Consider the following 13,316-nt stretch of genomic DNA (forward strand, 5'->3'; position numbering starts at 1 on the left):
AGCAAGCCTGCCCGTTGGTATTCCAGGAACTTATCCCTGTGTATGGATACCAGCCTGTCACCTGCCGGCAGGCTCATCAGCATAACTATAAACTGCCTGTTCCATCCCTTTTGCTTCATATCGGCAAGGCTGATGGCAATATCCATCCTGATAGCCTGCCTGCGGCAGAAAAACCATTCTTTCAAAGAAAGCCGCGCCTCATTAAAGTCCGAATATATAATACTGAATACTGACATACGCTATTTGTTAATTGGTAATTCTTGTTTTTTTAAAACATTTGCTAATCTGCTAATATTGACATCTGCTAAGTGATAAGTGAATTGAATTATGAATCGCCGAAGCCAAAAATATTCTTCACTTTTCATTTAAAAACATTGGCACATCGGCACATCATCTCATTGACTCATTAAATTTGCTAATCTGCTAATATTCAAATTTGCTAATTATCCAAATTTACTCAATCACTTACCAGTGTATCAATAAACTAACCCGGACTTATTTACATCTTAAAAACTTTTCGTAGTTACAGGAATAATTGAAGACAGGAAAGAATCAAAACAATATCGAGCCGGTTTGGGGACTTGAACCCCAGACCTGCGCATTACGAATGCGCTGCTCTGCCAACTGAGCTAAACCGGCGTTTGGGCTACCAAATATAGTATCATTCCGTAAAGAAAGAATATGCAAGACTATTTTTATTAATAAAAAGTGCGTTTCAGTTTTGTACTATGAAAATAAAAAAGCTGAATTTGTTCCGTCAGTAATATTTATGGTTTCTCAAAGTAATTATCTACATCATACGCTGTTGAGTTTTTGCCTTTATCTTTCAGATCTTTCATCCTTTTCTGGAATTCATTTGAATTGTTTACAAGAAAACGTTCCAATGCCACATTGAAATGGCTTGTTACATCATCATAATCGCCTTTGATAAAGTACATTTGCTCAAGGATATTCAGATAGGAACGCCCGCCATTGTGAGTGTCTATTGTTTGATGATAGTGCGCGAGTGCCTGTTCCCTATAATAGTGGCCTGACAACTGTTCCTTAAAATCGCTTCCTAAAAACTTTTGCAAGTGATTATTTATTTGCATATTCTTAAAAACATTCCTGATTGCATTTGTATGTTCCGATAAATATCCGTTGTTTTCGAATTTTGGAAAGTTCTTTTCAGCTTCCTCAAATTTTTTCGGCAGATTCTCTATATCTTTATCACTTTTATCACTGCAATAATAATCGTTTATAATTAGCAATGCTTCATATCTTGAAGTCCAAATTGCCAGTCTATCGTATATTGAAGCAAAAAAACTGTGGTTAAACAAATAAGAATCTCCTGCCGTTTTGATTAAGCGCAATATCTCGTCAAGACAGAAAATTGAATCTGCTATCAACATTTCAAGCACTGTAAAAAACTTGTTTTTACAATCTTGTGAAAATACGATATTGCTAAAAATCGTTTCTTTCGATTGTTCTTTTGTCAATATCCCCAAAATTTGACAATACATATTATCCTTTTTATTAGAAGTTTCATTTATCATTATCTCATACGCCTCACGATTCAATCGGTCTTTCATCCTTAATCTATGGATGCGAGCCGAAACGCTGTAATTTGTATGATATGGCGAAGTTATATATTGAGTATATATTTTTTCTACAGTCTTAACTTTTTCATCAGGATTATCTTTAACTAATTCCAATTCTAATTCCTTGACAATGGTACGAATGCGGCTTACTTCGCTGTCCACTTGAATATAGTGCAAAGATGTATTTCTATTGTTGTATGATTCGCTAAACCTGTCAAAATCTTCTTTGCGTTTATTTATATCAAACATATTCAGGCTATCGTATGCTAGATAGAGCGAGCGTATTGCTTTTCTTGTGAGCGCTTTTAATATAATTTCCTTTTTACAGTCTTGACAGTCTTTACAGTTTAAAAATTTTGTTATTTTGGTCTTGTGTATACTATATCGCAAACAATATTTTAAGCAGTTTAATATTTTTGCAACTTGAAAGGCATAATGCTTGTGCTGATTGGCTTTTTTATAATATTTCGCAGATAATGAATAAAAGAATAGCGAAAGCTCGATATTGCTTAATTTTAACTTCTTACCATTGTTGAAAATATTGTTAAAAATATTGTTATTCTTATTGTTATAAATATGCGCTATAAATTCCTTTGTTTTGTCTTCCTTTTTAGAATCTATAAACTCCCACCAATGATACCAAAAGCCTTCATTTTCTTTATTTTTTTTACTATCCTCTGGGTCACTTGCTATCCAAAAAGGACAGTTCTTTTTATATAACTCGCAAGATTCACATTGTCCTTTCTTTGCTTGAAAATACACATCACCCAAATTAGACAATACTCGAGCCATCATAGAACGGTATCTTGTACTTAATTTACTATCAATATATTCGGCTTTATTAAATGAGGAGTCTTGTAGAATTTGCAATATCGTTTTTTCTTTAAATTTTACTTTCTCTATTTCTTCTTCCCCTGTTTTCACGGTCAATGCAATAAATGCCTTTTTATAGTAAAGACAGGCATAATGGGAAATATCTATCTTTTTACTGCCTATTTTTTTTGGTTTTTCTTTGGGCGAACTGAAAACTTTATTTTTATAAAACAAAATATCGCCCATTTTTGAATAAAAATCGGCAGTAAGAATTTTCACTTCACTGTGGTTGATTGTGCGGGTAAGAAACTCAAATTCGTCTTCTATTAACTGAATATCTTTTGCAAGAATACCCACCAAAGAACATTTTTCTAAAATCTGTAATTTAGCAAGTAAAGGCAAATAAAGCAGTTGCAAGCCCTCGAATGTCATATTTTTAAACATTATCTGCTGCGTTATTGGAGTAAGTTCCTTAAATTTCATTGGGCAAATTTTGGCTTTATTACGTTCATCGTATATTGGAATATCGCTTCTTACATATTTAGGTGTTTCTATGTTTTTATCGTATGGTTCTGTTTTCCCGCTTTCACTATGTTTCACCATTATAAAATCCTTACCGTCTTTTCGTATGCTGATTCCATATTTTTCAAGATCAAAATTGCGGTATTTAATCACCAGCTTTGTTAACTCGCCATAAAGCAAATAAGCAAAATCGGATTGGTTGCGTTTTTCATAAAGGTATGCCAGTTTCAGCTGATTGCGTATGAAAAGATAGAAGATTTCGAGGTTTTCTTTTTCTTGGTCTTTTTCTAACTGTTTTTGAAGCAGATATAAGCCGTCTTTATAATAAAGCGCAGCTACATCAAGTTCGTCGTCTAAAAAGTGCAAATCGCCGAGAACAATCTGCAAAGAGGCAATAGAACTCACATAATCTTCGCCATATGTTTTATACTTTTCGTATTCTGTCTGTTTTTCTTTCAATAACTTTTTGTAATACTCTTTCAAAACCAACGATTCGTCGAGCGAAAAGTTGAATTGCGCTGAAAAACGCTCGTCCATTTTGGAAAGGAAAAATATTTCCTGCGTCAATAGCGCATCAAACTTAAATTCGTATAAACTGATTATGGGCTTGTGAAAATGTATCTGTTCAAAAAGCGTTACAATATCGTTAACAATTGCTTTAAGCTCTGGCGAACGATTGACTTCGATTAATTCGGGGGAAATATCGATACTGCGCCACGAAAAGTTCTGATTGTGAAACTTCATCATATAGTCGACAAAATGTAGCGTAGAAACAAGCAGCTTATCGCTGTGTTCCTGAATATTGGCATCAGACAAGCGATTGAAAACAGGCGTCATCAAATAAGAGGTCATTCCAATCGTATATTGATCATAATAGTCGAAATTCAGATAGAGCTTTGTTCTTCTAAACTGTTTTACATCCAAATATCTGTTGTTTAATTGTTCATTCTCATAACTTTTGATAAAACTTTCAAAAATCTGTACCATTTTCTTTGGAGCTCCTTTGCTTGTATGGGCAAGATAGATAATAAACTGCTGCAAGGTGGCTATGATTTTTTGTTTTTTCATATTGACTTGTTGCTGCTTTTCTTCCTCAACGTCTTTATAAATCTTATCATCAAGATATTTGTTGTATTCTTTCAAATTGTACTCAAGATTCGGGTAATCTTGGGGAATTAAGTGTCTGCAAACATATTCCTCTACCAGCGTAGTGATGTCAAACTGCTTTTTATTGTTTTTCACATCGGTAAGGAAACTCGGTACAAAAATCACATCGTTAAAAATACTGCCAAAATAATTGTTCCTGTCTGCAATATCGGCAAGGTACATGTCGTACATCTCGCGTCCTGCAATAAAAATAAATTTGGCTTTGGCTGTAGAAAGGAAATACTTCATATTCGATAGCAGTTTGAGAATAATCGCCTGCCTTTCCCTTGTAGAATCTGAGGCAAACAGCACTTCCTTATGCTTGGATTCACTTTCTTGGACTGAGATTTGAGTTTCGGGACTCACTTTGTCGAGTTCGTCAAAAACAATAACAAATTCAGGGCGCGCCATAAATGCAGGGATCTTCTGTATGTTTTCTAAGATGTCCTGCAATTCTTTTTCTATCTCGCGGGCGTCGGCAATGATTCTCGTTTGCTTTTTCCGTATACTGAAGTGCGGCTTATGTTGAGGGACATCGCCAATTCTGGCGCTTATTTCCCGTTCTGTGCTGTATGTTATATTTTCATTCAGTTGTTTTAGCTGCCTTTTGATTGTGTAAGGTGTTGTGAAAAATTTTAGTCGCAATAATAAACAGCCCAATATATAAAATATAAGGAAAATAAACCACCAATCGTATTTGATACTATAATACTGCTTTATTTCTATTGTATCTTTTTCCCAAAAATAATTTGGGCCATTAGCAATATAACTACATATTAGGTCAATAGTGTTATCTACTTTATACAATGTGTATTTGAAATAAATATTGAGCTTATTTATATTATCATTATTTGAATTTTGTTTTTGTAAAAAGATGTTATTTACCACTTGCGCACCGTCATTTGAATAGTATTGCATCATTGCATCATCTGTATTGTATATTTTAGAAACGGTTACATAACAATCAGATTTTTCTATCTCTGGTAATATATTTTTGTAAAACAAATGTGTCGCAGACAAAAGAACAACCAAAGCCAAAGTCCGCCAATAAAGCGTATGTATCCATGATTTACGGAAATTTTTATATTCGATTGTCAAGCTACGGGCTATCAAGCGAAGCATATCACGCTCATTTAACACATCGTGTCCAAAGTTTATTTTCAGATATACACGGTTTGAATTTTTGATGTAATGGTTGATTTTGTCTAAAAGAGAAGTTAATTGAGGTACAGAATATTGAATAGTAATTTTGATAGAAAAACATATTTTATTGAATATTGAATGCACTTTTTCTTTGTAAGATAATTCATTTGGATTTTTAGGAGATTTTTGTAAAAAAATAGAGTTTTCTTGTAAGGTTCTGTATATTACCATGGTATGTATAATAAATACAAATATGCATATAAAAATAACGCCAATTAATGATAGTATCCATATCCAATTAGTACATATCTTACAGGAGAATAATATACATGGCAAGGAAGATCGTATCCAATCATGCTTTAATATTGTAGATATCACTATCGCCATAGATATAAGTACGACAATAACAGTAACCCATTCCAAATGTTTAAAAGCATTAGCCAAAGTCGTCTCTTTATTTTTGTATTTCCAATCTTTAGATTTACCATTATAACTTTTTCGATATTCCTGAATTAAAATCTGTTTAGCGTATCTGACATAATAATAACCTGAAACAGCTCCCAGATAAATAATAAAAAGTTGAAAATGAGTAAAATCGGTTTGTGCTGCAAAAATTTGTATCAAAAGCAAAAGCAGCACAAGCTTTGAGATATTTCGTGTTTTCAAAAATGGGTTGGTTTTGGCTGGCAACATTAAGAAATCTTTTAACATGGCAGCGGAAGTATGCCCTATTCCACCTAGTTTGTTAGGTATTTCGTATTGCCTTGTTTTTTTTCTTAAATAACTTTTGTGGCCAGTAACAAAGAATAAACTTATGGCGGTGACTACTTGAACCCACCAAAAACAAGTAGGAATATGCCAATTCTGATTTGTCGCATATTGCAAGCCAAGCGTAAAAAAAAGCGCAATGAAAAGAAAACTGATATAATTAGTAATGCTGCGTTTTTGTATAGAAGTTTTTTTTATAACTTCTTCCACAAGCCGTGATTTTCCCACTCCTCGATTACCTGTAACAAGATAAACGCCTGTTTTGCTCACTGCTGTAGAAAGCAGGTTCTTTAGTTTATCCAACAGCGATTGCCGTCCTAAAAAGAATGATTGGTTTTCTCCCTGCGTTTGTGATGAATGACAATAAGAGTAATTGGGTAGTTCAAGAATGACACGTTCATTTCTCGAATTTAAAATATCGGGGATATTATTTTGTTTCATTAAAAATGATAAATTATGTGAGTTTAAATATAAAGTACATGATATTGTTTACCCGTTATTTGTCGCAAGGTGCAGTTCTTCCGTTTACACGGTAGGATAGGAATTTGGCGATTCTCTTGCCTTTGGGCAATATAACCGGAGCTGTACAAACCCCGGCTATACTTACTTATTGTTTTTTTTACATCTATCTAATACCTGTTCCTATACTCCTCTTTCAATTTCTTTCCCAAGCCTGTAGCTTCGAGGCTTCCACTCTTCACCATACCCGTTTTCAAGGTGCTGTTTGTAAACCCATAGCCGCTTTGCTGCGGGCATACCTGGCTTTCCCAGCTATTCCAACGGGAGTTATTCAGCAGGGACGACGGGATTTGCCCGTTCAGCTTATTTTGCGATAGCCAGAGCGTTTCCAACTGAAGTAATACACCCAGACTTGCGGGAATACTTCCCGTCAGGTTGTTATGGCTCAGACCCAGTGATTTCAGGTATGTAAGCGATTCGAGCCAGCCGGGAACAGATCCGGACAACGCATTGCCATACAGGTGCAGGGCTTTCAGGTTGGTTAACGCAGACCATCCACCCGGAATGCCGCCCGTGAAAGCGTTCGCGCTGGCGTCGATATAGACCAGCTTCCTGTAATCTGCCCAGCCTGCGGGTAAATTCCCTGATAATTTGTTTTTATGGACGGACAGATATTCCATATCCGGACTTTGAAGTGCCGGAAGAGTTGCGAAATCATTTGCGCTCAGGTCGAGCACAACCAGTTTTTTTAACTGGCTTAGTGAAGGTATGTTACCCGACAGGGCATTGTCCGACAAGTCCAGGTATTCAAGCTCCGTCAGGCTGCTTATTTCCGCAGGGAGGCTTCCGGTCAGGTCATTGCCGCTCAGGTCGCAATACCGCAATTGCGTAAGCCTGCCCAGGCTTGCAGGGATAGAGCCGCTCAGGTTACTATCCTTGAGCTTCAACATGGTGACATGACCGTCAGTCACCGTTACTCCCAGCCGGGCAAGCGAATTGGATGAACCGCCCGTTATATGGAACAGGTCGGACAGGGCGAGGCTGTCGCTTTGCAACTCCGTTACTTTGGACTGGGCGACACTCACCGAAACTGAAACATTCTTCCCGCTGATTGTACAGCGTACAACAGCCGAACGCGAAACATTCAGATTGGCGTTACTTTGTATTTTTACGGTGTTACTCCCCTGCCTGGCTACTGACAGCCAGCTTTCGGAAGACGTTACGCTCCAGTCGCTTGCATTGGTGGTAACAGTAAAGGTCTGTTCACCACCGACAGGAGACAGGCTGAGGCTTTTGGTACTTGCCGTTATCGTGATTTCAGGCCCCGGTGTTGGGGTTGGCGTAGGGGTTGGAACAGGTTCTACCTCATCGCCTCCTCCCCCGCAGCCCGCAAGCAATACGCACAGCATCATATATACATATATCTTCCTGCCGGAAAAACGGAATGGCGTCCTGTCCTTTATTTTATAGCTATTCATAATCATACTCTGGTGTGTTACTGTTTAATAATCCGGTGAATTTCTGTCTTTGTGCCGTCCGATACCTTTACCAGCAGGACTCCCGCAGGGCAGGGCGACAGGTCTATGCTGAATACAGGCGTACCTGAATCTTTTTCCAATAGCATTGCGCCTGCAAGGGAATATACCTGTACCCGTATCGTTGGCGTTGGGTTACCGCTTATAAACTCGATATTCAGTATATCCTTCACCGGATTCGGGTATAACCTGATTGTTGCCTCATCCAGCAGGATTTTAGCAGAGAGGGTATTCGAAACGCTTGTTCCGTCCGATACGGCGAAGAAGAGTTCCTTCATGCCGTTACCCGGCGATAATATATAGGAAAGCTCATGATTGTAAGGAAGCCATGTTTGCCCCACCTCCTGACTGTTTTCGGAAATACTGTACAATGTCGGCATACCGTCCCCTATGACGTGGTTCAGGCTTATCGTCCGTACCGCCGCGCTCTTTAGCCCGTTGTTCGGGGTAAAGGATGCAAGGTTTACCGGATGGTAAGGCTTGTAGTAAATATTGTCATTGCGGACTGCCGTTTCCCCCCTGCTGTTTTTTAGCTTCGTATATACGGTTTTAGTTCCCGCTTCATCCGAGGCAAAGGTATAGTTCAGCGCAGACAGGTCGTATGCCCTCCATGATGCGCCGCTGAAATCCTGTCTTTCACTGGCCATAAAATGCGTAGGTATGCCGCCGCTTAATGCGTAAGTTAAGTCCACCGTGCGGAATATGGCTATGCCGTCGCCATTGTTGAGCGAGAAGCCTGAAAGGACTACAGGCGTATCTGTGAAATTGGCGACAAGGTTCCGCGCAGCCGATACGGTGAATGTATAGCTTGCATTTGTAGAAACGACAGAGCCGTTTTCAGTCCAGTTGGCAAAGCTGTAACCGGTTTTCGCGGTCGCCATGACTGTACGTGACGCGCCATGATTATAATTTCCGCCGCCGCTTACCATACCGTATGCGGACGGATTGGCAGAAACAGAGACAGTATACGATTTCAGTTTAAAGTTGGCGACAAGGTTCCGCACGGCCGATACGGTAAATGTATAACCCGCGTTTGTAGAAACGACGGAGCTGTTCTCTGTCCAGTTGACAAAGTCATAACCGGTATTTGCTGTTGCCCTGACGGTGCAGGATGTTCCTTGCGTATAGCTTCCACTGCCGCTTGTTGTACCGCCGGAAGAAGGGCTTGATGATGTACCGATGGAATATACCGCCGGATTGGCGCGTGTAACAACCACTGTATAGGTTTTCGTTGTTGTTCCGTTTTCCGCTGTAACAACGATATTGAAGGTATTATTACCTACATTCAACTGTTTTATCCCTGTTCCGGTGACAGTGGCTGACGAACCGGCTGCGGTGGTGGAAATTTCAATTGAACTGACTGCATTTGCCACCGAAACGGTATAATTTGTCGTATTGACGTTGAAACCCGGTGAAAGGGTTCCCTGACTTACAGTCAGGCTTGATAAATCGGCATTATCACTCGGAGTCCAACCCAATTCATGGAAATTCGTAAACAAATTCCAATATTGCGCAGCCTTATATGTATTGGGAGATGGTACTATTACAGGAATGTTGGTATTAACACCGGAGAATGTATTGCTGCTAATAGTAGGTGGTATCGTAGCATTAACCGTCATCAAACCTAATTTTGTGCAACCAGAAAATGCCCTGCTTCCAATCGAGGTCAGACCACTGCCCAAAGTCAATGTAGTTAAGCCCGTGCAGCCGGAAAAGGCAGAACTCCCAATCGAGGTCAGACCACTGCCCAAAGTCAATGTAGTTAAGCCCGTGCAGCCGGAAAAGGCACTCCCTTCAATGATCTTTGCTTCTATTTTGGCAGTTTGCATGTTAACACAATTTTGAAAAGCATCATACCCGACGGAAGCAACGGAACCCGGAACTACTAACGAAGGTATCTTTTTGCAGTTTACAAAAGCATAATCTCCAATGCTTGTCACTCCGGCAGGAATATTCAGGGCACTTGATAAATTCTCACAGCCGTAAAATGCCCTGCTTCCAATCGAGGTCAGACCACTGCCCAAAGTCAATGTAGTTAAGCCCGTGCAGCCGGAAAAGGCAGAACTCCCGATTGAGGTTACTCCATTTTCTATTATAACTTTCGTTATCTCATTCTTTCTATCTGCATATTTGTTTATATCAGAAGCATGCAAAGCGCCACAACCGCCAATAATAAGTGTGCTGCCTGTTAGCATAGTTGTTACAGAACAATTTGTGTTGACTTTAGTCCAACTCCAATCAACATTTGACAATGCGTTGCCCATTTGCATAGTTGCCGAATAAGCACTACGAATGTCCCACAAGCACTTCGCAATCAACGGCACTCCCACTGTCCATGTTACGGGTCCACCGACTACAGTAACAAAAGCTGAAGTACAACTCGTAACCATATTTACCATAGAAAAAGCCCATGTAAATGAGTAATAAACCGCCTTAACCTCATCGGGCATACCTTTATCTATTCCCGAAATATTAATAAGAGTAGTAACGAGTCCTATCAAGGAAGGAGTTGTATTTTCCGCGAGAAGATAATCAGCTGAGTTGTGCTTAATAATTCCATTAAGAATTGAACTGACCGCTTTACTTGCTGCCGCTTTAACATTAATGACATTAACTGATGATTTTGTGGTGAAATTTATTTCAATATTGTCAACGGAACGGTATTCACCACCATATATTGATGCTATATTAAATTTGTTTTCATCATTCCTATCAATTAGAAGAATTATATTTTCAGATAAAATTCTTTCGGGAATACCTTCCTGATTATACTCGGCAACCATTTTTATAACATCTTTTACCCCGTCATATGCTGTTAACCGTCTGATTATGCTATGATTATTGTCCCAGTATTCATAATAATATGCTGTTCCATCCAATCCAACGGTCAAATAGTCGTCAACATCAACATAAGGCTCAACATATTTGAAGTTTTTCCAGATATTTGCAGTTTTGTAGGTTTCGGTCGTTTCCTTTTGCGTTGCAAGATAAATCGAGCTAATTGTTACACCTTGGAAAACATTACTGTTTATACTTTGCGGGATTGTAGACAAATTGGCTATTGACTTTAACCCTATACAATTTTTAAAGGCATTATTTTCAATAGTTAATACACTAAGAGGAATAGTTACTGCCGGTAGCGAAGTACAATTTTCAAATGCCCGCACTCCTATTATTTTAACGCCTTCGGAAATGGTTATCCATTGCAGGTTGGCGCAATCCCGGAACGCGGTATTGCCAATATTGGTTACGCCGTTTTCTATCACAACCGTTTGTATGGCAGAACGGCTATTATACCACGGGGCATTACCTTCCGCCGAAACATCGAAGTCGGCCATATTACCTGTGCCGCCGATAGTTAAAGTACCGTCGCTTAACGTCGCGGTAACATTATTCCCTGATGTGGAATTATCGCTGATATTCCACGTTTGCGCCGTTGCCGCCGTTGCAATGCACAAAGCAATAAGCAACAGCATTGCCGCCATAAAATTGTTTCTTCTATTTGTTTGGTTTTTCATATTTTATCATGTTAGCTTTATATTTTTGTGCTATATAAGTAAAGTAAAAGGCTCGTTGTTTGCGCTACTATAAATCCGACGCTTAACAATAAGCAGGATAAAATTAACACCACATCTTTTCTTCATACTTCATACATAATTTTATTAATACCAACATCCCTGTGAGGTCTGCTTTTTGAGTTACTTTTTTATAGATAGAGAGACAGGTAATTACCGGCTCAAAAGGTTTAAAACAGGTAAGTCCGGAACCGAAACGGCCCGGACGAAAAACGAAAAATCCCTGCACAGTCTGAAAAAACTGTACAAGGATTGTACTTTAAAAAAAAGTATATATTTACTATTATTATGCGCGGGCGTACTGCTCTCTCTCTCTCTCTCTCTCTCTCTCTCTCTCTCTCTCTAACAAAATACGGCTAACTTCCAAATTTCCGGGAGGAAAAATGGATGCCAGCGTTGTAGGAAAAACGGTGGATAATCCGCTTAAACTGCCTGCTCTTATCATAGAATTTCATTAAAAAAATCCAAACACCTACCCGTACAAAGAGAATACCTCCCGGACGGAATAAGTGTAAACAAAACAAAGAAAACGCCATCCTGTGCTAAAGGATTCCGGCATTTCCATGTACCGGATATTATATCCGGTATAAAGTAACAATAAATGTAGATGCAGGCAAATAGTATATCATTACCTATTTTTATCCGTTTATTACCTATTTCGCAACCTGATTGCATATAGTTGTGATATTGGTATATTTATGAAACCATACATATATGATTTGGGTAAAATATTCGTTCCGGAGGTATTTATAAGTTATTTGTGCTCATATATAAGTATTATGTTACGATTTCAGCTATTTTCGGCGGTTAGTTGTGGTTCCCTCGCCCTACCGGATTTGCAATCCGATAGCTTTTGATATAAGAATTTTTAATTCTATTTCTTTGGATCTTCGTCCTTCGGGGTTTGTAACCCCGAAGTTATTATTGTCCGGATTTGTTATCCGTTATAAGTTCTCTGGTAATAAGATATTATACACTGACCAGAATAAACTAAAATAAACCGATATAAAAAAATAAGAAGGATAAAAAATCCTTCTTATTTTTTTATGACTTCATTTTTCAATTTCTTATCGTCTTGCCGGCAATCCCAGACGGTGACAATATTGATTTTATTTTTGTCATTATCTATATAGTATATGACTTTATAATTATCTCTGATAACCAATGCCCTGTAGGTTTTCGGCAACTCTGAAAGAATTGGTTCTATTGCAGCCATTTGAGGAAATTTACTTAATGAATTTCCTGCGGATTCAATATCAAGAACGAGTTTTGACGCTGCGTTGTAACTTTTCTGTACATAAAATTCGAAAATCTGCCGGACTCTGAGCTTTGCTTTATTAGACCAGATTACAACCATGATTTCATTTCTTTAACAAAGTCCTCATGGCTGGTTCCTTTTCCGCTCTCCAGTTGTCCGGTCGCTTCCTGTACTTCTGCTTTCAGTTCTTCTACCGTCATAACGGCAGGACGGGGTACAGCCTTTTTTATGAATGCCCGGACTTTTTTGATTACATCCACATCTTTAATATCGACAATAGACTCTATCAATTTTGCTTTCTCTATATATAAAATATCTTTATCCATACCGGTAATATTTTTAGTTCATAATACAAAGTTATTCTTTTTATTTACTAATTAAAAACGAATAGGTTAAAGTTGTAAAATCAATATAGTCTTATCTAAAAACTCGCCTCCCCCACAGGCCTTTTCACCTTTACTTTCTTCACCTCATCCAGTAATACGGGCAATGCCAGTTGGAAACAGATATACAGGCC

At 38.4% G+C, this 13,316-nt stretch carries 7 protein-coding genes and 1 tRNA gene; all 8 read right to left on the reverse strand.

The genetic code is table 11. The features are described from left to right. Positions 1-236, reverse strand: a 236-nt coding sequence (locus ACFO6W_RS10850) for a hypothetical protein (RefSeq protein ID WP_379996258.1), incomplete at its 3' end; no start/stop codon positions are given. A 330-nt stretch (positions 237-566) separates the two neighbouring features. Next, positions 567-639, reverse strand: a tRNA-Thr gene (locus tag ACFO6W_RS10855). 128 nt (positions 640-767) lie between these two features. Next, complete coding sequence (locus ACFO6W_RS10860; protein WP_379996260.1) at positions 768-6,413, reverse strand: ATP-binding protein; 5,646 nt, start codon at positions 6,411-6,413, stop codon at positions 768-770. 188 nt (positions 6,414-6,601) lie between these two features. Further along, positions 6,602-7,909, reverse strand: coding sequence for a leucine-rich repeat domain-containing protein (locus ACFO6W_RS10865; RefSeq protein ID WP_379996262.1), 1,308 nt, complete (start codon positions 7,907-7,909; stop codon positions 6,602-6,604). Positions 7,910-7,926: 17 nt separating this feature from the next. Beyond that, the gene (locus ACFO6W_RS10870; RefSeq protein WP_379996264.1) at positions 7,927-11,484 is read right to left on the reverse strand and encodes a leucine-rich repeat protein; all 3,558 of its coding nucleotides are present in this window, start codon (positions 11,482-11,484) and stop codon (positions 7,927-7,929) included. A 343-nt stretch (positions 11,485-11,827) separates the two neighbouring features. Continuing rightward, on the reverse strand, positions 11,828-11,986 hold the full coding sequence (locus ACFO6W_RS10875; RefSeq protein ID WP_379996266.1) for a hypothetical protein: 159 nt from the start codon (positions 11,984-11,986) through the stop codon (positions 11,828-11,830). A 591-nt stretch (positions 11,987-12,577) separates the two neighbouring features. Next, positions 12,578-12,898, reverse strand: coding sequence for a type II toxin-antitoxin system RelE/ParE family toxin (locus ACFO6W_RS10880; RefSeq protein ID WP_379996268.1), 321 nt, complete (start codon positions 12,896-12,898; stop codon positions 12,578-12,580). Next, a complete protein-coding gene (locus ACFO6W_RS10885) occupies positions 12,889-13,125 on the reverse strand; it encodes a hypothetical protein (protein ID WP_379996270.1) in 237 nt (78 codons plus the stop codon). The genes ACFO6W_RS10880 and ACFO6W_RS10885 overlap by 10 nt, the downstream gene beginning before the upstream one ends. Positions 13,126-13,316: the final 191 nt, after the last annotated feature.

The organism is Dysgonomonas termitidis (assembly GCF_042654545.1).
GTDB lineage: Bacteria > Bacteroidota > Bacteroidia > Bacteroidales > Dysgonomonadaceae > Dysgonomonas > Dysgonomonas termitidis.

Coding starts and splice junctions, on each gene's coding strand:
- ACFO6W_RS10860 (WP_379996260.1), bottom strand. CDS start 6,413: ATGAAACAAAATAATATCCCCGATATTTTAAATTCGAGAAATGAACGT.
- ACFO6W_RS10865 (WP_379996262.1), bottom strand. CDS start 7,909: ATGAATAGCTATAAAATAAAGGACAGGACGCCATTCCGTTTTTCCGGC.
- ACFO6W_RS10870 (WP_379996264.1), bottom strand. CDS start 11,484: ATGAAAAACCAAACAAATAGAAGAAACAATTTTATGGCGGCAATGCTG.
- ACFO6W_RS10875 (WP_379996266.1), bottom strand. CDS start 11,986: ATGATAAGAGCAGGCAGTTTAAGCGGATTATCCACCGTTTTTCCTACA.
- ACFO6W_RS10880 (WP_379996268.1), bottom strand. CDS start 12,898: ATGGTTGTAATCTGGTCTAATAAAGCAAAGCTCAGAGTCCGGCAGATT.
- ACFO6W_RS10885 (WP_379996270.1), bottom strand. CDS start 13,125: ATGGATAAAGATATTTTATATATAGAGAAAGCAAAATTGATAGAGTCT.